At 70.1% G+C, this 18,796-nt stretch carries 15 protein-coding genes; 7 read left to right on the top strand and 8 right to left on the bottom strand.

Features of this window, described 5'->3' with window-relative positions:
• Positions 1-4: 4 nt before the first annotated feature.
• Together JQX13_RS01945 and JQX13_RS01940 are read right to left on the bottom strand one after the other, a co-directional pair.
• A complete protein-coding gene (locus JQX13_RS01945) occupies positions 5-3,343 on the bottom strand; it encodes a hypothetical protein (protein ID WP_203407390.1) in 3,339 nt (1,112 codons plus the stop codon).
• Between the two features lie 29 nt (positions 3,344-3,372).
• Positions 3,373-3,690, bottom strand: a complete 318-nt coding sequence (locus JQX13_RS01940; RefSeq protein ID WP_203407389.1) for a hypothetical protein — start codon at positions 3,688-3,690, stop codon at positions 3,373-3,375.
• A gap of 155 nt (positions 3,691-3,845) precedes the next feature.
• On the opposite strand from JQX13_RS01940, the gene JQX13_RS01935 reads away from it, so the two are divergent.
• A complete protein-coding gene (locus JQX13_RS01935; RefSeq protein WP_203407388.1) occupies positions 3,846-4,601 on the top strand; it encodes a PP2C family protein-serine/threonine phosphatase in 756 nt (251 codons plus the stop codon).
• A 67-nt stretch (positions 4,602-4,668) separates the two neighbouring features.
• Here JQX13_RS01935 and JQX13_RS01930 read toward each other — a convergent pair whose 3' ends face one another.
• From JQX13_RS01930 to JQX13_RS01920, 3 genes are all read right to left on the bottom strand, one after another.
• On the bottom strand, positions 4,669-4,824 hold the full coding sequence (locus tag JQX13_RS01930) for a hypothetical protein (protein WP_203407387.1): 156 nt from the start codon (positions 4,822-4,824) through the stop codon (positions 4,669-4,671).
• Positions 4,825-4,827: 3 nt separating this feature from the next.
• Positions 4,828-6,711: an ATP-binding protein gene (locus JQX13_RS01925; RefSeq protein ID WP_203407386.1), complete on the bottom strand. Its 1,884-nt coding sequence runs from the start codon at positions 6,709-6,711 to the stop codon at positions 4,828-4,830.
• Positions 6,712-6,826: 115 nt separating this feature from the next.
• Positions 6,827-7,588, bottom strand: coding sequence for an SDR family NAD(P)-dependent oxidoreductase (locus tag JQX13_RS01920; protein ID WP_203407385.1), 762 nt, complete (start codon positions 7,586-7,588; stop codon positions 6,827-6,829).
• Positions 7,589-7,671: 83 nt separating this feature from the next.
• Here JQX13_RS01920 and JQX13_RS01915 point away from each other — a divergent pair, with 83 nt between their 5' ends.
• From JQX13_RS01915 to JQX13_RS01895, 5 genes are all read left to right on the top strand, one after another.
• On the top strand, positions 7,672-8,850 hold the full coding sequence (locus JQX13_RS01915) for an acyl-CoA dehydrogenase family protein (RefSeq protein WP_203407384.1): 1,179 nt from the start codon (positions 7,672-7,674) through the stop codon (positions 8,848-8,850).
• Between the two features lie 185 nt (positions 8,851-9,035).
• The gene (locus JQX13_RS01910) at positions 9,036-9,464 is read left to right on the top strand and encodes a hypothetical protein (protein WP_203407383.1); all 429 of its coding nucleotides are present in this window, start codon (positions 9,036-9,038) and stop codon (positions 9,462-9,464) included.
• On the top strand, positions 9,461-11,674 hold the full coding sequence (locus JQX13_RS01905; protein ID WP_203407382.1) for an ATPase domain-containing protein: 2,214 nt from the start codon (positions 9,461-9,463) through the stop codon (positions 11,672-11,674). Before JQX13_RS01910 ends, JQX13_RS01905 begins: the two co-directional genes overlap by 4 nt.
• A 38-nt stretch (positions 11,675-11,712) precedes the next feature.
• A complete protein-coding gene (locus tag JQX13_RS53625; protein WP_239014473.1) occupies positions 11,713-13,578 on the top strand; it encodes a GAF domain-containing sensor histidine kinase in 1,866 nt (621 codons plus the stop codon).
• A 112-nt stretch (positions 13,579-13,690) separates the two neighbouring features.
• Complete coding sequence (locus tag JQX13_RS01895) at positions 13,691-13,966, top strand: DUF2188 domain-containing protein (protein ID WP_203407381.1); 276 nt, start codon at positions 13,691-13,693, stop codon at positions 13,964-13,966.
• Between the two features lie 81 nt (positions 13,967-14,047).
• On the opposite strand, the gene JQX13_RS01890 is transcribed toward JQX13_RS01895, so the two are convergent.
• Together JQX13_RS01890 and JQX13_RS01885 are read right to left on the bottom strand one after the other, a co-directional pair.
• Complete coding sequence (locus tag JQX13_RS01890; protein WP_203407380.1) at positions 14,048-15,004, bottom strand: hypothetical protein; 957 nt, start codon at positions 15,002-15,004, stop codon at positions 14,048-14,050.
• 160 nt (positions 15,005-15,164) lie between these two features.
• A complete protein-coding gene (locus tag JQX13_RS01885; protein ID WP_203407379.1) occupies positions 15,165-15,917 on the bottom strand; it encodes an endonuclease/exonuclease/phosphatase family protein in 753 nt (250 codons plus the stop codon).
• Between the two features lie 380 nt (positions 15,918-16,297).
• Here JQX13_RS01885 and JQX13_RS01880 point away from each other — a divergent pair, with 380 nt between their 5' ends.
• Positions 16,298-17,743, top strand: a complete 1,446-nt coding sequence (locus tag JQX13_RS01880) for a M20 family metallopeptidase (RefSeq protein WP_203407378.1) — start codon at positions 16,298-16,300, stop codon at positions 17,741-17,743.
• A 92-nt stretch (positions 17,744-17,835) separates the two neighbouring features.
• Here the strand turns inward: JQX13_RS01880 and JQX13_RS01875 are convergent, their stop codons facing one another.
• On the bottom strand, positions 17,836-18,450 hold the full coding sequence (locus tag JQX13_RS01875) for a DUF2058 family protein (RefSeq protein WP_239014472.1): 615 nt from the start codon (positions 18,448-18,450) through the stop codon (positions 17,836-17,838).
• Between the last annotated feature and the right edge of the window lie 346 nt (positions 18,451-18,796).

Here is an 18,796-nt window from a genome sequence, read left to right as displayed (position 1 = left end):
AGGGCTACTCGCTCGCGGTGACGGTGGCGTAGGCGGACGCCCGGACGGCGGCGCTCGGGTGCTGACGCAGGGCGCGCAGGTGGCGGGCCGCGTCCTCGCGCCAGTGGAGCCGTTGTCCCGCGGCCGAGACGAGCTCCACCGCGGCGAGCGGGGCCTCGGAGCCCACCTGGGCCGCGACCTCCAGCAGGGCCTCGGGAGTCCACTCCGCGAGCGCGTCTCCCACCGAGGCGGCCACCGCGGCTGCGAGGGCCGGGGCGAAGAGGGGCTCCTCGCGTGCCTCGGCCGCCAGCTCGAGCACTCCCTTCGCGGCGCTCCCCGCGTCGCGCCACTCGAGGCAGGAGAGCCGGAGCGAGGCGCTCTCGGGCCAGAGCGAGGGCTCCCGGGCGAGCACCCGGGCCGCCTCGTCCAGGTGCGTGCGCAGTCGCACGCGCGTCGGTCTGGGCAGGGACAGCAACTCCTGGCGGAGCACCCTCAGCCGCTGGCGGGCGGGGACGTCCCGCTCGGGCGTGGCGTCCTGGGACTCGGGGACGGGGGCGGAGAGGAGCTCCGCCATGCAGGTCACCACGTGCTCGAAGGATTTGCCCTCCCGTGTCGCGTTCACCAGCGCCCGCGTGGCCTCTCGCCACTCGGCGCCGTGGGCGAGGTCCAGCACCCGCCCGGTGGCCTCGCGCGCCACCGGCTCCTCCACGCCCGCGGACCAGGCCGGGAGGGTCGTGAAGGCCCTGCGGCGCACGGTGAGCTCCGGGTGGCGGGAGACCTGGAGGAGGAGCGCCGCGTAGCGGGGACGGGCATCCGGGGGGAGTGCTCCCGAATGCGGGTCGAGGAGGCTCGCGGCCACGTCCGCGTCCGGGCTCCGGGCCATGGCCTCCAGCAACTCCCAGGCGGCCGCGTCATCGAGCAACTGGCGCGCGGCGTGGCCCACGGCGATGCGCACGTCCCGGTGGAGCTGGGGCTTGTCCCACTGCTGGCGGAGCAGGGCCACGCTGTGCGCGGAGCGGAAGGTCCCGAGCAGTCGCAGTGCCTCCTTGTGCACCGTCACCTTGAGCTTCTCGCGCGAGAGCAGCGCACCGAGCGCGGAGGAGAGTGTCTCCGGGGAGAGGCGCCTGGCCACGCGGGGCACCGCGTACATCGCCACCCGGGCGCGGTCCCCGTCGAGGTGTTCCAGCAACAGGGGCAGCGCGGGCTCCGGTCGATCCATCCCCGCGAGCGCACCGAGCGCGGCCTCCACCGTGGGCACGTCCTTCGAGCCGAGGAAGGGCGTGAGGGTGTCCACCGTCACCACCTGCATGCGCGGGAGGATGGACAGCACGTTCATCCGCTCCCAGGCGCTGCGCTCGGTGTCCTGGGCGATGCTCAGGAGCACGTCGAGGAAGCGCCGCTGCTGACGCGGCAGCCAGCGGTGGAAGCCGTCTCGGACCTGGGGCACCTGTCCCGTCTTCCCCGTGCTGAAGCGCCCCCGCAGGCGCCGGCCCTGGATGTAGGGGTCCAACCACTCCTGCCGGCGCCGGTGGAGGTGCTCGAAGACGAAGGGGAAGGTGGCGATGCTCTCGTCCCGGTCGAGCAGCCCGCGCACCCGGACGTCCCGCGTGCGCGGCGGGGCGAGCCACAGCTCGATGGCCGACTGCGCGAGCATGGCGGGCACGGCCTCGGTGATGGGCTCGAGCAGGGCCTGGAGCATGTCCACGTTCCACGCGCGCCGGCCGAGCGCCTGGGTGAGCGTGAGGATGAGGCCGTAGCTCTCGCGCTGGCTGGCCGAGCGGATCATCGGGAGCAGCGTCGCGAAGAGGTGGTGCTCGGCGCCGCGCGGCAGGTTGTGCTCCAGCGGGGGCAGGACGAGCGTACCGGACTGGCCGGCCAGCCGCTTCAGCGTGTCGAGGGCGAAGCGGAAGAGGGGACCCTCGGGCGCGGTGGCGTGGGCGCGGATGAGCCGGAAGGCCAGCTCCTGCAGCGCCATCTGCGTGCCGCGCGAGGTGTCCCGCGCCTCGACGACGTACGTCACCAGGGACTCGAGGGCGGAGATGTGCTCGGGCGCGACGAGGGACGGAGGCACCCGCGCGAGCTCGGTCAGTGCCGCGAGGCGCACCGGGTCCTGCTCGTTCTTCAGCCGGGCGAGGTGCGCGAGCGTCTCCGTGAGGCCCCGGCGGGACAGGCCGGTGCTGTACACGAGCAGCGCGAGCGCCCGGGCCCGGTCCTCGGCCTTGCTGGCGAAGGCGGCTTTCTGGAGGGGCTCGCGTGCGTGCTCGATGGTGCGCAGCGACTGGGTGGTGAGCTGCAGCTCCCTGTCCTCCTGCACCTCGCGCAGGCCGAGCTGGCGCGCGGCGACGGAGTCACGCAGCTCGTGGGGGAGCACGGCGAGCAGGGCCCAGGGAAGGACCCGCGGCGCCGTGCCCTCGAAGGCATGGGCGAAGAGGGCGGGGCGCTCGGAAGGGGGCAGGGCCCCCAGGAAGCGGGCGAGGTGCTGCGGGGCCTCCGCCAGGAGCCGCGCGAGGGCGAGCCGCTGGTCCTGGGAGAAGGCCCTTGCCTGGCGCAGCAGGCCGTTGGAGAGCCCCTGGGAGAGGAGCGTCGCCCGGAAGGCCGGACGGGTGAGGAGCGCGAGGACCTGCTCGGGGTGGCGCCGCGTGAGCCGCCGAAGGGTGTTCGTCACGAAGAACGGCAGCGTGTTCGGCGGGCAGAAGTCGCGCACGAGCACCAGCACGGCCTCGCCCTGGTGGAGCGTCAGCTCGGTGAGCGGAGCGTGGTAGACGTAGAAGAGGAGGTCGCGCTCGCGCTCCGGCGCGTTGGCGAGGCGCGAGCGGAAGAAGGCCAGCACCTCGTCCGGGTAGCGGTGCACCAGCGTGCGCCAGGTGTGGACCGTGTGCTCGAGCTCGGGGAGCAGGCGGCGCACCGCGTCCGCGTCGAGGGCGGGGAGGAGCAGGGCGGCTTCCGCGGCACCGTGGCGGGAGAGGACGAGGGGGAACAGCCGGGCCGCGAGCGCGCTCCTCCGGGTCAGTGCCACGCCCTTGAGGATGCGGCGGCGGACGAAGGGGGCCAGCTCCGGCAGGGCCTTCTCGAGAGCCGCGTCGTCCTGGATGAAGCTTCCGGCGAAGGCGGCGGCCCGGCCGCGGACGAGACTGGACGGGTGGGTGAGGCCTCGCAGCAACAGGGCCTCGTCGCGCGCGCCCCGGGCGAGCTCGAGCGCCAGGCACGCCTCGTAGGCCTCTCCAGACAGGAGCTCGGCCATGAGCCGCGTGAGCGCGGGGTCGCCCCGGCTGTCACGTCCCAGTGTGGCGGCTCGCGCGATGCGTGCTCCGTGGCCCAACGAGTCCAGCTCCGACAGCAGCGCTTCGCGCGACGGTACCCTCATGAATGCTCCCTCCTGGCCCCCCGGTGACGTTAGATCAACTCGCGCCCTGACGGCCGGTGGGCACCTGCCTCGAAGAGGAGCTCGCCCACGATGTCATGGGCCTTCACGGGGAGGCGTGCGGCGGGGCTCGCGGGATACTCGCTGGCCAGCAGGGAACTCACCCGATATCCCATCTCCCGGGCGCCCTCTCCCGCGCGCGTCAGGAGCGCCGCTTCGCCGAGCAGCTCCTTCTCGTTCGTATCGAGCACCGCGTAGATTCGGTCCTGGTCCAGATCGAACCTGCCGCGCAGGCTGCGCGTGAGCTCGAGGTGCTCGGTGCGGACGACATAGGCGGGAGGTTGGGCCATGGGCCGCTACCTTAACGGACTGGGGTCTGGCGTCCCCGGGGCGTGGACTCCCTGGCCGGTGCGCTGGAGTCTGGAGACCCCAGGGGCCCATGTCCTTTCGCGGGGTTGGCGTCGGCCTTCTCCTTGCTCTTGCCCGGGTGCTGGAGGAACAGCCGATGCGAATCGACAGCGCGGGATGGACGCACGTGGGACGCCGCTCCCACAACGAGGATTCCTGGATGGTCCGCGAGGACCTGGGCCTGTTCGTCGTGGCCGACGGGCTCGGTGGGTACGAGGGCGGAGAGGTGGCCAGCCGCTGCGTGGTGGACACCTTCACCGGCTTCTGCGAACGCGTGACCCACGACCCCGAGGCCACCTGGCCCCACAATCTCCGGCGGGGCTACAGCCGCGAGGAGGAGCTGCTCTTCAACTGCACGCTGCTCGCCCAGCGCGCCGTGCTCGCGCGCCGCGTGGGTCACCTGCGGGAGATGGGCTCGACGGTGGTGGCGCTCGCCCTGGGGACGCGGAGCGCGGCCGTGGCGCACGTGGGGGATAGCCGGCTCTACCGGCTGCGGGACGGGCGGTTGGAGGCGCTGACCCGCGACCACTCGGTGCTCGAGGAGATGCGCGAGGCCAGTGGCGAGGTGCTCGAGCGGGGGCGGAGCCCCTACGGGCACCTGATCACCCGCGCGCTGGGGACGGAGAACGCGGAGCCCACCGTGCGGAGGCTCGAGGTGCGGGAGGGCGACGTGTACCTGCTGTGCTCGGATGGGTTGTACGAGCCGCTCGGGCCGGAGCGGATCGCCGCGCGGTTGGGGATGGGGCGCGCGTTCGGCGTGGCCGAGCGGTTGGTGCAGGAGGCCTACGCGCTGGGCGGCACGGACAACATCACCGCCATCGTGGTCGCGGTGGGGGAGGGACACGCTGCCTGAGTGTTCCAGGGCCAGGCACGGGGCTGGGCTGCTCCCGTGCCATGGCTTTGGAGCACCGAAGCGCCGTCTACTTCGACTCTGGAGGATTCGACTTCATGAGCTCTTCTCCCGGGCCCCGGATGGGTCCGGGCTCGAAGCCCCTGCGGCGCGGCAACTCCGCCACCAACAGGGGCAGGTCCTCGCGCCGCTGCCTCGAGGACACGTAGCGTGGGCGGGGGGACATCCCTCATCCCGCGGAGGTCTCTTCCCGCTCGAGCGGCTGGCGCGGCAGCTCCACCGTGAAGGTGGCTCCCTGGCCTGGGGTGCTCTCCGCCCTCACCGTTCCGCTCAGCGCATCGACGATCTGCCGCGTCACGTACAGCCCCAGGCCGAGCCCTCCGTAGTGCCGCTCCGATACGGCACGCTCGAAGCGATTGAAGATGCGCCCCATCGCCTCGGGCTTGATGCCAATCCCTTCATCCCGGACCTCGAGCCGGGCCTGGTTGTCGTCCTCCTCGACATGGATGTGGATGGGTCTACCGGCCCCATACTTGATGGAGTTGGACAGCAGGTTCGTCAGGATCTGCTCCAGCCGGAGCCGATCCCACATCCCGACGACCGGCTCCCTCGCGTGGAGCTCGAGCGCGCACCCGGCGCGCTCCGCCTCGGATTTGAACCGGGCGACGACCTCGCGCGTCACCTCCGAGAGGTCCACTTCCTCGACCCGGAGCCTCATGCGTCCGGTGCTGATCCGCGACACGTCCAGGAGGTTGCTCACGAGATCCGCCAGGCGCTTCACCTGCTGGCGCATCACCTCCACCTCCTTGGTGATGCGCGCGGCCAGGGGGGCGTCCGGCTCGGCCGCCAGGCGCCTCGCGAGCGACTGGAGCCTGAGATTCAGCGGGGTGAGCGGCGTGTTCAGCTCGTGGCTGGCGATGGAGAGGAACTCGTCCCGGAGGCGCACCGCCTCTTGAAGCTCCACCAGGAGGCGCTCCCGCTCGGCCTGCTGGCTCTTGTCCCAGGTGGTGTCCCGCAGCTCGATGACGGTGCCCGTCGCCTTCCCGTCCTCGATGATGGGGCTCGCGGTGAAGGCGACCGGGTAGAAGCTGCCGTCCTTGCGGATGAACACGTCTTCCCCCTGCTCCTGGGCACGCGTCGGCAGTGCCCGGTCGATGGGGCACTCCGACATGGGGTAGTGCGTTCCATCGGGCCGGGTGTGATGGATGAAGTCATGGAGGGGCCTGCCCTGCAGCTCGTCCAGGGTGAAGCCGGTGATCTTCTCGGCCGCGGGGTTCATGAAGACGCAGTGCTGGCGCGCGTCCATCATGACGAGTCCCAAGGTGGCGTTGTGGGTGATGGCGGTGAGGCGGCGCTCGGCGTTCTCGAGGCTCCGCCGCGCCAGCACCTGCTCGGTCACCTCGAAGCCGAAGAGCATCACCCCGTCTGGCTTTCCGTTCGGCCCGGGCAGGGGTTGGTAGACGAAATCGAAGTAGCCCGTGCGTGGGTTCGCCGGGTCTCCCACGTGGGCGGGGACTTCCTTACCGATGTAGGGCTCACCCGTCTGGTACACCCGGTCCAGCAGCTCGTAGATACCCTGTCCCTCCAGCTCGGGCTGCGCCTGCCTGATGTTCCTGCCCAACAACTCCCGGTGGCCGAGGAGCCGCGCATGGAAGAGGTTGCTGAACTCGATGACGTGCTCGGGCCCCCGGTGGATGGCGATGATGGCCGGGGCGTTCTTGAAGAGCGCGAGGACCCGTTCGCGTTGTGCCTCGGCCTCGGCCCGCGCGGCCCGCTCGCGCACGTTCAGCCGGGTGATGAGGCAGGAGATGCCAACGAAGATGATGACCGACAGGGCGTCCTGGGGACTCACGGACAGTGAGTATCTCGGGGGCAGGAAGACGTAGTCGGCCAGCAGGACGGAGAGGCCGGTGCTCGAGAGCCCAGGGCCCCATCCCCCCTTCCACCCCGAGAGCATCACCGCTCCGACGAAGAGGAGGAAGGGCGAGGCCCGGACGTAGGGCTGGACGGCGAGTTGGATCAGCAGCGCCGCGGTCGTGACGAGGACGGCGAAGCCGTGAGCCGCGAGAGGGGACTCGCCCCACCTCCTGCTCCTTCGATACTCCAGTGACAAAGGACCTCTCCCTACGTCCCCATTTCGTAGCAAAGCGGGAAGTCAACCGCACCGCAGTCTTGAACGTATAGCGGATTCTGAACAGCACGGTGGGGAGGGGGAACGTTCGAGCGAGCTAGCCCGCCTCGCCGCCGTCGATGTTGTACGCCGCTCCCGTGATGCTGGCCGCCGCGTCCGTGGTCAGGAAGACGCACAGCGCCGCCACCTCCTCCGGCTGGATGACCCGGCCCAGCGCGTTCATGTTCGCCAGCGCCGCGTGCGCCTCCTGCTCCGAGCGCCCCGTGGTCTTGGAGATCGCCGCCTTCGCGCTCGTGAGCATGTCCGTCTCCACCCAGCCGGGGTTCACGATGTTCACCGTCACGTTCTTGCGCGCCCACTCCACCGCCAGCGAGCGCGTCAGCCCCAGCAGCGCGTGCTTGGAGGCGCAGTAGGCCGACGTGTACTTCACGCCCCTCGTCGCCGCGATGCTCCCGATGTTGATGACCCGGCCTCCGCCCGCCGCCGCCATCGCCGGAATCAGCTCGCGGCTGAAGAGGAACGGCGCGGTCACGTTCACCGCCATCACCTTCTGGAAGTCCTGCGTGGACGTCTTGTGCAGCGGCGCCGACACGGTGATGCCCGCGTTGTTCACCAGCACCCGCGGCGTCCCCTCCTCCAGAATCCGCTTGCTCGCCGCCACCACCGCGGCCTCGTCCGCCACGTCGATCGCCAGCGGGCGCACCGCGCCTCCCGACTCGCGCTCCAGCGACTCCAGCGCGTCCGCCGCCCGCGCCAGCGCCCATACCTCGTAGCCCTCCTTCACGAAGGCCTGCACCAGGGAGCGCCCGATACCGCGGCTCGCCCCCGTCACCACCGCCGTCTTCTTGGTCGTCGTCATGGCCCCGGAGGATACCCGGACCTCGTTCGGCTGGCCCGCCCGGTGATACAAGCCCCTCCCGCCCACCCCTGGAGGACGCCCCCATGCCTCGCGCGGACATCACCGATCTCTTCCGCATCGACGACCTGCTCTCCGACGAGGAGAAGGCCGCCCGTGACACCGTCGCCCGCTTCGTCGACACCGAGGTGCTCCCCATCATCGGCAAGCACTTCCGCGAGGGCACCTTCCCCGCGCACCTCGTGCCCCGGCTCGGCGAGATGGGCGTGCTCGGCGCCAACCTCCAGGGCTACGGCTGTGCGGGAATGAACACCGTCAGCTACGGCCTCATCCTCCAGGAACTGGAGCGTGGGGACTCGGGGCTGCGCTCCTTCTCGTCCGTGCAGGGCTCGCTCTGCATGTTCCCCATCCACGCCCATGGCAGCGAGGAGCAGAAGCAACGTTTCCTGCCCGGCATGGCCCGGGGCGAGCTCATCGGCTGCTTCGGCCTCACCGAGGCGGACTTCGGCTCCAACCCTGGCGGCATGCGCACCCGGGCCCGCCGCGATGGCGACACGTGGGTGCTCAATGGCTCCAAGACGTGGATTACGAATGGCACCCTCGCCAACGTGGCCGTCGTGTGGGCGAAGACGGACGAGGGCGGCCCCGAGTCCATCCGCGGCTTCCTCGTGGAGAAGGGCATGCCCGGCTTCACCGCCCGCGAGATTCCGGGGAAGTTCTCCCTGCGCGCCTCCACCACCAGTGAGCTGTTCTTCGAGGACGTGCGCGTACCGGACGCCAACGTGCTGCCCGGAGTGAAGGGGCTGCGCGGGCCCCTGTCCTGTCTCAACAACGCGCGCATGACGATCGCCTTCGCCGTCACCGGAGCCGCCATCGCGTGCTTCGAGGGTGCCCGTGAGTACGCGCTCTCCCGGGGCCAGTTCGACAAGCCCATCGCCGCCTACCAGCTCACGCAGGAGAAGCTGGCGGACATGCTGCAGGAGATCGTGAAGGCACAGCTGCTCTCGCTGCGGCTGGCGCGCCTCAAGGACGAGGGCAAGGTGACGCCCGTCATGGTGAGCCTGGCCAAGCGCAACAACGTGAAGGCCGCGCTGGAGATCGCCCGCGTGGCCCGGAGCATCTACGGCGCCAACGGCGTCACCGACGCCTACCCGCCCATCCGTCACATGCTCAACCTGGAGAGTGTCTTTACCTACGAGGGCACCCATGAGGTGCATACGCTGGTGCTCGGCAAGGCCATCACCGGCTACGACGCCTTCAGCTGACACACCACCTCCGAGGTCGGTAGGGAATACTCCTATTGTCCTGTAGGCCATGCTCTGGAGGGCGGAGGGGTCCGCCCCGGGCCGGGGCGTGGTGGGCTTGTGTCTCGGGAGTGGACTTCCCCGGTCACTCCCGATAAGGGCCAGGGCCGTGGCTCAGATCCCCACTGCTGCGCGTACAACCCGAGATGCCTGAGCGGAAGGTCCATAGCGAGGCGGTGAAGGCCTGGCGGGACGGCTGGGCGGGAACCCTGTCTCAGCAGGAGTTGCTCGACGTCTATGAGCGAGCCCTGGATGCGCTCTGGCGCCGGGCCCACATGAGCCTGGGAGAGGTCTCCCTGATGGCCATCGTGGACCGGGTGCTCCACCAGGGGACCGATCAGTTCCCACACCTCGCGGCGCTCAAGGTCGAGACGAGCGGAGTGCAGTTCGGAGAGTTGCGCCAGGTCGTGTCCTCGCTCGATAGGACGTTGCTCGAGGACTCCCTCTCGTACCTGGTGATCGAGTTGCTGCGGGTGTTCGGGGCTCTCACCGCGGAAATCCTGACGCCGGGTCTGCATGCGGAGCTGCGCAAGGTCCAGGCCCGGCCGGCGGATGGGAAGGGTGGAAAGGTATGAGTGGTCCAGGTGAGCAGCCGGTACTGTCCCGGTTGGAGACCGGCATCCCCAACCTGGATGCCATCTTCCACGGCGGCCTTCCCAAGGGCGTGGTGGCGGTCATGGCCGGCCCTCCGGGTTCGGGCAAGACCATCCTCACCCAGCAGCTGTGCTTCCACCACGCCGCCCAGGGCGGCCGGGTCCTCTACTTCAACACCCTCTCCGAGCCGACCGCGAAGACGCTGCTCTACCTGCGGCCCTTCTCCTTCTTCCAGCCGGCGTTGCTCGAGTCGCACATCCGCTTCGTCGACCTCGGCCTGATTCTGCGCACCAAGGGCCTGGAGCTGACGGCCAACCTGGTGATGGAGCAGCTCAAGCAGTTCAAGCCCTCGATGGTGGTCATCGACAGTTTCAAGGTCTTCGACGACCTCGCCAAGTCAGCCGAGGAGCTGCGCAAGTTCACCTACGAGCTCACCGTCCGGCTGATGGCCTGGGAGTGCACCACCTTCTTGATCGGGGAGTACAACCCCGAGCACTTCGAGCACCCGGCCTTCTCCGCCATCGACGGCATCATCACCCTCAAGCAGCGCGAACAGTCCGGGGAGCAGCAGCGGCTGGTGCAGATCATCAAGATGCGCGGCACCTCGCACAGCCGCGACGAGCACCCGTTCATCATCACCGAGAGCGGCGTGGAGGTCTACGCGCCGAGCGTCACCTTGCGGCGCAAGCGTGTCACCGGGCAGCGTCCGGAAGAGGTCCGCCGTTTGAAGACGGGCGTCTCCAGGCTCGATGAGCTCCTCGGCGAGGGCATCCCCTACGGCTCGAGCGTCATCGTCTCGGGAGTGGCGGGCTCCGGCAAGACGATGCTGGGGCTGGAGGTCGTCTACCGGGGTGCCCGGGAGCAGGGCGAGAGGGGCATCTACTTCTCCTTCGAGGAGACGGAGGAGCGCCTGCGCTCCACCGCCCGGGGGATGGGCTGGGAGCTGGACCGGGAGATCGAGCGGGGGCTGGTGCGGATCGTCTTCATCCCCCAACCGGACATCCTGGTGGATCGGCACCTGCTGGAGATTCAGCGCCACGTCGAGTCCTTCGAGGCCCGGCGCGTGGTGCTCGACTCGATGTCGGTCTTCCTCCACAAGATCGAGGACAAGCGCGTCGTGCGCGACAAGGTGTTCTGGCTGGCGAACATCGTGCAGAACCAGGAGGCGGTGGGCTTCTTCGCCAATGACATCCCCTCCGGCACGACGCAGGCCACCCGCTTCGGTGTGGAGGAGACGGTGATGGACGGGCTCATCCTCCTCACGTGGGAGCAGGAGGGCCTCGAGCGCCATCGCTACATCGAGGTGAACAAGCTGCGCAACACCGGTCATGCCAGGGGCCGGCACGCGATGAGCATCAGCCGCGGGGGCATCCGCGTCTTCCCGCGCGTCGATGAGGCGCTGCCCCAGGTGGAGTCCACTCCGCTCGCGCCCAGCCGGCGGCGGCTCTCCTCCGGCGTGCCGCAACTCGATGCGCTGGTGGGCGGCGGGCTGCTCGATGGCAGCGTGACACTGGTGTCGGGCAGCCCCGGGACGGGCAAGAGCACGCTCGGTCTGCACTTCGTGCTCGAGGCGGCGCGCAACGGGGAGCGCGCGCTCTACATCGGCCTGGAGGAAGGCCCCACCCAGATCCTCCAGGGGGCCGAGTCGCTGGGGCTGCCGCTGCGGGAGGCGCTCGATGCCGGGACGGTGGAGATCCTCTTCCTGCCTCGCGAGCAGTTGCACGCGGCGCGCTTCCTCAGCGTCGTGGAGGAGCGGATCACCAGGCTCAAGCCCTCCCGGGTGGTGCTCGACAGCGCCAGCGACATCGAGGTCCAGGGCCTGGTTTCCGATGAGCTGCGGTTGCTGCTCTACGGCCTGGTCATCCGCCTGCGCGGCCTGGGGGTGACGAGCCTCTTCACCCTCGAGGCCCGCTCACTCTTCCTGTCCGAAACCATCAGCGAGCGCGGGCTGTCTCCGCTCGCCGACAACATCCTCATGTTCCGCTATGCCCAGGAGGAGGGCCGGCTCGTTCCCATCCTGACGGTGGTGAAGACCCGCGGTAGCAGCCATGACCGGGCGACCCATCGCTTCACCATCGGGGAGGGGGGGCTGCTGCTGCCGGGTGGCCAGCCCGGGACGGCATCTCCACCTTCCGGGAAGGGACCGGCGAAGAGACGTCGCCCGGTGTCCAAGAAGGGGCGTCGGAAATAACGCCCGAGGGCCAGGGGCCATAGCCAGGAGGTCGTCTCGTGGAGGATGGAAGCTTGTCGCGTGAGTCGCCCGGATGTGGGCCCCGGGTCTTCCGCGAGCTCGAGCATGCCTGGCGTCATCTCGACCACCTGTATGAGATCAGCAAGCGGCTCGCCGCCTTCGAGGGGGCGGAGCGCACCTTCCCCGAGGTGATGGCGCTCGCCTCCGAGGTGTTGCCGCTGCGCACGGCCTTGCTGCTCGTGGGGATGGACCCGAGCGGCGAGTTCGTCCGGGCGCACCCCCATCTGCTCGTCTGGCACGCGGCGGATGTACCGAGCGCGCAGCTCTCCCTGGCCGTCGAACGGGCCGCTTCTACGTATGCCTGGCTGGTGGGGGTGAAGGCCGTGGTGCCCCTGGGCGAGGTGGTGGTCGGGTTGGGTGAGCCGGAGACCTGGCTCCTCCCGGAGCCTCCCGAGAGCTCCGGGCCAACCGTCATCACCCTTCCGCTGGTGTCCAAGGGGAGTGTCTTCGGCGCGCTCCAGGTGGATGCGGCCGGGGTGATGGCCGAGGAGGGGCTCGCCTTCCTCGACGCGGTGTCCAACCAGCTCGCGGTGGCCCTGGACCGGCACTGCGCCCTGCGGCGCGAGGTGCGGCTGCGTGAGCGCGCGGAAGCACTCGAGCTGGCCCAACGCGAGCACCTGGAGCGGGAGCGTCAGGCGCGTCTGGAGGCCGAGGAATCCCACCGGCGCCAGGCCTTCCTGTCCGAGGCCAGTGCCCTCCTTGGTGCCTCGCTGGACTACCGCGCCTCGTTGCCCGAGATCGCTCGCCTGCTGGTGCCCTCGTGGGCTGACTGCTGCGCCATCGACCTCTTCCAGGATGACCCCGGCGGCGCCGAGCGCATCGCCATGATGGCCGCCGAGCCTCCCCTCCATCCCCGTGGGAGCGAGTCCTTCGTGGCCCGGGTCCTCTCCTCGCATCCCTGGGTGGCCCTCCCGGCGAGTGCCGCGGGGTTGCAGGACGGGCACGTGTCGGTGGAGCGGGCCGAGTGGACCGGCTTCCCCTCCAACCTCCGGCTGCTCATCCGCGTGCGGGGCCGCACGCTCGGGGTGATGAGCCTGATCTCCGCCCGGCCGGAGCGCTATGGCTCCGCCGATGTCGTGCTCTTCGAGGCGCTCGCCCAGCGCATCGCGGCGGTGGTGGACTCGGCGTTGCTCTTCCAGCAGGCGCAGGATGCGGTGCGATGGCGCGAGGAATTGCTCGCGGTCGTCTCCCACGACATCAAGACGCCGCTGCTCGTGGTGAGGATGAATGCCGAGCTGCTTCTCAAGGCAGCGCGGCCTCCCGACGAGGAGCGCCGACGCCATGGCCGCCGCCATGTGGAGATGATCCTGCGCGCGACGGATCAGATGAGGGAGCTCATCGCGGGCATCCTCGACCGGGCCCGCCTGCAGGGGATGCCCATGCCGCTGGCGCCCCAGCCGTGGACGGTGGACGAGCTCTTCCATCAGGCGCTCGAGGTGCTCCGGCCGCTCGCCTCGAACAAGCACCAGGACCTGGTGGTGGAGGTGGGCCCGGGGCTGCCGCGCGTGCGTGCCGATCGGGAGCGCGTCCTCCAGGTGCTCTCCAACCTCGTGGGCAACGCCATCAAGTTCACCCCCTCGAGCGGCACCGTCATCCTGCGCGCCCGGAAGGTGGATGGGATGGTGCGCATCTCGGTGAAGGACAACGGACCGGGCATTTCACCCGAGGATGTGCCGCACCTCTTCGAGCGCTTCTGGCGGGCCTCTAGCGTGAGCGAGCGCGGAACGGGGCTCGGGCTGAGCATCGTGAAGAGCATCGTGGAGGCGCACGGTGGCTCTCTCTGGGTGGAGACCCAGGTGGGGCGGGGCAGCACCTTCTTCTTCACCCTGCCCATCGCGGAGTGATGGGTTGACCATTGGACAGACGGCGCTTCTTGTTCCGCGGATCAGGTGTGTTCCCGGCCCTCGCCCACCAGCTTCCAGGGAGCTGGTTCACCTTTCGCGAGGAGCACCTCACATGGATTCAGCCCCGGATCTCCGCGTTCCCGTCGAGTCGAGGAGCGAGGGCAAGCCGAGGGAAGTGAACCCGAAGTCCGCTCGGTGGAGGGTGACCGTGGCGGAGGACGCGCTGGGCTGGTGGGTCCGGCTCGAGGGGAGCGGTCAGGTCGACCGTTACCCCAACGTGACCCAGGCCATCCATCGCGGACGGAAGCTGGCGCATCAGAACAAACCCTCGTGCCTCGTCGTCCATCACGCGAGCGGGGTGGAGGAGCTGGCCTGGTTCGAGGAGTGAGCCAAGGCTCGGGCCCCGGGTTCTCCATGAACCCGAGGCCCTCTTCCAACTCAACGGTGAGGTGACGCCGGCATTCCGGGCTCAACGGCCCGTGCCGCCGCCGCCCGTGCCGCCCGTACCAGTCCCCGTGCCGGTTCCGGTCCCCGGACTCGTGGCCCCGCCCGACGTGCCGCCCGTGCCGGTGCCGGTGCCCATGTCGCCGCCGATGCCGCCGGTACCCGTTCCCGTGCCGGTGCCACCCGGGTCGGTGCCGGTACCCGTGCCGCCGGTGCCCGTGCCGGTGCCGCCCAGATCGTCACCCGTGCCCGCTCCGCCGGTGCCACCCAGGTCGGTACCAGTGCCGGTTCCGGTGCCGGTGCCACCCAGGTCGGTACCAGTGCCGGTGCCGGTGCCCGTGCCACCCAGGTCGGTGCCGGTACCGGTGCCAGTGCCACCCAGGTCGGTCCCAGTGCCCGAGCCGCCGGTGCCGCCCAGGTCGGTGCCGGTGCCCGTGCCGCCCAGGTCGGTGCCGGTGCCCGTGCCGCCCAGGTCGGTGCCGGTGCCGGTGCCGGTTCCACCCAGGTCACCACCCGTGCCGGTGCCGCCGGTGCCGCTGCCGCCCACGTCGCCGCCAGTACCGGTGCCCGTGCCAGTACCGGTGCCACCCAGGTCGGTGCCGGTGCCGGTGCCGGTGCCGCTGCCGCCCACGTCGCCGCCAGTACCGGTGCCCGTGCCACCCAGATCGCCACCCGTGCCGGTGCCGCCTACGTCGCCGCCGATGCCGGTGCCGCCCAGGTCACCTGCGCCTCCCGAGCCGATACCTCCCGTGCCGCCCGTTCCTCCCGTACCGGTGCTCCCGGCTCCCCCGGAACCTCCACTCGTCCCCGAGGTCCCTACGTCACCGCCGGTACCGCCCGTGGTGGAGCCTCCCGTGTCCGTGCCCGTAGCTCCCGCGCCTTGCTGGCCCGAGGGAGTGGTCTGCGGTGAAGACCTGCAAGCCGGTGCCCAGAGCAACGCCGACGCCAATGCCCCAACGACTACGACCCTGAAGTGTTTCATCACGCGTTCTCCATGTGACGTTCACCACACGGTAGGTATCGGACGCGCGATGACATACCGGCCTACAGGACTCGTACTTCGGCTCGGGGGCTGTCGAGCCGACCTTCCTCCTGCATGCAGCCCACCAGGCCAGCCGTACGGCCAGGGCCCCGTGTCCTGGCTACCCTCCGACGGTCCACTCCAGCTCCGCCTTCAGCGCGAGGTGATCGGAGACTCGCTCGGCGAGGGGGTGGTAGTGCGTGAAGCGCAGCTCGGGAGACGCCAGGATCCAATCCAGCCGCATCGTCGGCGCGCGGGCCTCGTAGGTGGGCTCGCCGCCACCCGGCTCGGGAGTGTGCAGCGCCAACTGCTTCATCATCCTCTCGATGCCCACTCCCGGGTTGCCCTGGCGCGAGTTCATGTCCCCCATCACCAGGCGTGGGCGGTGGGGACGGCGTTGGAGTGCCTCGATGATGTGGACCGCCTGCTGTTGCCGCCGACGCTCGGAGGCGAAGTCCAGGTGCGTCGACACCACGTCCAACAGGCGGTCCTCGTCCTCCACCGCGGCCACCACATAGCCCTTGTCGATGGAGGCGACTTCCTCGAAGCGTCGCGAGTCGGTCTCCAGCAGCGGCCGATGGGAGAGCAGGGCGGTGCCCCGGGTACAGAGCCCTGGCAGGTGGAGGTGGGCGCCGTGGAACATGTGCGCGTAGCCGGCGCGGGTAGCCAGGCGCTCCAGCGGGTCCACGGTTCCGCTGAAGAGTCCCGCACGGTCCACCTCCTGGAGCGCCACCACGTCCGCGTTCTCCCGTGCGAGCAGCCCGGCCATCTGGTCCAGGTGGCCCAGCAGCTTGCCGCGCGGGAGCAGGAAGGGCAGGGGGACGGGAATCGACGGCACGCCGTGCGCGATGTTCAGCGTGAGCACCCTAAGCATGCGATCCCGTCCTCTCCGCCCCGAGCGCGGGCCTACGGCTTCAGCTGGAAGTAGAGCAGATCGCTGGAGCCTCGTGACGTGTAGGTGCGCCGGAAGGTTTCCGTCAGGAGGCCTACTTGGAGGTCCGGTTGTCCACCCGCCCGTGACACATGGGGCAGGGGCGTGCCCCTCGGTGTGGAATGGCTTCCTTGGGTTGGGAAAGGGACGGCCTACCTGACAGGAGGGAAGGTGTTGCGCTTCGCGTCATGCCTCGCGCGTCCTCCACCCCGAGTGTGGGCTTGGCTATGGAGCGGCCCTGCGCTCGTGCGTGGGTCGCCCATTGTGGCCCAGGGTGGTGTAGAGGAGGAGACGCCTTCCGTTCCGAACCGGAGCCATTTCCCATGAGCACCAGCCCCCGGCTGAACAACGCCACCGCCACCGCCTCGTCCGAGCGCATCTGGGAGGAGGAGATCCTCCCCAGGCTCCACGAGTACATCCGCATCCCCAACAAGTCGCCCGCCTTCGAGCCGGACTGGAAGAAGAAGGGTGACATGGACAAGGCGGTGAGGCTCATCGCCGGCTGGTGCGAATCCCAGTCGAAGCACATCCCCGGGCTCAAGGTGGAGGTGGTCACCCTCGAGAACGAGAAGGGCGAGGAGCGCACCCCCGTCATCTACATGGAGATTCCGGGCACCGGTGACGACACCGTGGTGCTCTACGGCCACCTCGACAAGCAGCCCGAGATGACCGGCTGGCGCGCGGGTCTCTCTCCCTGGGAGCCCGTGCGCGAGGGCGACAAGCTCTTCGGCCGCGGTGGCGCCGACGACGGCTACTCGGCCTTCGCGTCACTGGCCGCCATCCGCCTGCTCAAGGAGCAGGGCGTTGCCCACGCGCGCTGCGTGGTGCTCATCGAGGCGTGCGAGGAGAGTGGCAGCTACGACCTTCCCGCCTACATCGAGCACCTCGCCCCGCGCATCGGCAAGGCGTCCCTCGTGGTGTGCCTCGACTCGGGCTGTGCCAACTACGAGCAGCTGTGGATGACCACCTCGCTGCGCGGACTCATCTCCGGCAACCTGCGCGTGGACATCCTCGACGAGGGCGTGCACTCGGGTGATGCCAGCGGCATCGTGCCCTCGTCCTTCCGGATCCTCCGGCAGCTCCTCTCGCGCGTGGAGGACGAGCAGACCGGCCGCATCCGCGTCGACGGCCTCCACGTCCACATCCCCCAGGCCCGCCGCGAGCAGGCCGCCGCCGTGGCCGAGGTGCTCGGCGAGGAGGTGTACTCGAAGTTCCCCTGGGTCCCCGGCTCCCGCCCCGTCACGGTCGACCGCGCCGAGCAGATCCTCAACCGCACCTGGCGCCCGGCGCTCTCCGTCACCGGCGTGGAGGGCATGCCGGCCCTGGGCAGCGCGGGCAACGTGCTGCGCCCCTTCACCTCGGTGAAGCTGTCCATGCGGATTCCTCCGCGGCTGGACCCCAAGGCCGCCACCCAGGCCCTCAAGCAGACCCTGGAGGCGGATCCGCCCTACGGCGCGAAGGTGACCTTCGAGGGTGAGAAGGCCAGCGCCGGTTGGGATGCTCCTCCGCTCGAGAAGTGGCTCGAGAAGGCCACCCACGAGGCCTCGTGCGCCTTCTTCGGCAAGCCCTTCATGGCCATGGGCGAGGGCGGCACCATCCCCTTCATGGAGATGCTCGGCCGCCGCTTCCCCGAGGCCCAGTTCCTCATTACTGGCGTGCTCGGGCCCAACAGCAACGCCCACGGGCCCAACGAGTTCCTGCACATCCCCACCGGCAAGAAGCTCACCTGCTGCGTGGCCAGCGTCCTCTCCTCTCACTTCTCGCGGTAGGGCGCTCCGGGGCAACCCGGGGGGCTCGTTACCCTCACCCCGTCCCTCTCCCGGTGGGAGAGGGGTGGGGGCTCAAGTGGGGGTTCAGTGACTCAGGACGGCGTCGGCTCCGTGCCCCCCTCGGGGCTTCCCTCGGGGCTCACCGTGTCCTCGGCCTGCGCGGTCTCCTCGCCGCCCTCGGTGGTGGACTCGTCGTCCTCCTCCACCTGCGGCTCCTCGCCCCGCGCCTCCGCCGCCTGCTTCTCCTTCACCTCGTCGTCACTCATGAAGCCGATGGGCAGATCCTTCCGGTTCAGGAAGCGCACCGACTTCTTGGAGATGGCGTACATCTGCTCGGCCACCGCCGCCGGCACCAGCGAGTGCTCGATCTGCGCCGGCTCCGGCCGCTCCACCACCGCCAGCGTGCCGTCCTCGAGCTGCTTCGCCTGCGTCTCCGTCAGCTCCAGCCGCCGCAGCTTCCCCTTGCGCGTCATGAAGTAGAAGACGGTGGCGCCCACGTCCACCGGCACCTGCCCGCCGTGCACCAGCTCGCGCAGCTTCCGGTCCTGCTCCACCTGCTTCTTGGACTCCATCCGCTGGGCCGCCTTCGAGCCCGGCAGCGGCGGCAGCTTGGGGACGATGCCGCCCCCCGGCTCACCGCCCGGACGCCCTCCCTGCGGACGTCCTCCCTGGGGCCGGCCTCCTCCCTGGGGTCGGCCTCCGCCCATGGGCCGACCTCCTCCCTGAGGCCGTCCTCCCTGCGGACGTCCTCCCTGGCCCTCGCGGCGCGGCGGCCGCTCCTCGCGCCCATGCGAGTCTCGCTCGTCGTGCTCACGACGGGGCGGGCCCTCGCGGCGCGGCGCTTGGGTGGGAGCAGGGCGGGCAGCCTTTGGAGCTGCGGTGGTTTCCGCCTTCTTCGCCTGGTCCTCGGAGACCAGGCCGGCCTTCAAGAGCTTGTCACGCAGGTTCTGCATAGGTGGCGTTCTATCCCGTACATTGGCGCGCGCAAGCCGTCCCTTGCCGCTCCATCACCCACCCCGTAATTTGGGCAACCCCCCGCTTGGAGCCGGAGGA

Source organism: Archangium violaceum, assembly GCF_016859125.1.
GTDB classification, from domain to species: Bacteria; Myxococcota; Myxococcia; order Myxococcales; family Myxococcaceae; genus Archangium; species Archangium violaceum_A.
This window is presented reverse-complemented; position numbering and strand designations above follow the sequence as displayed.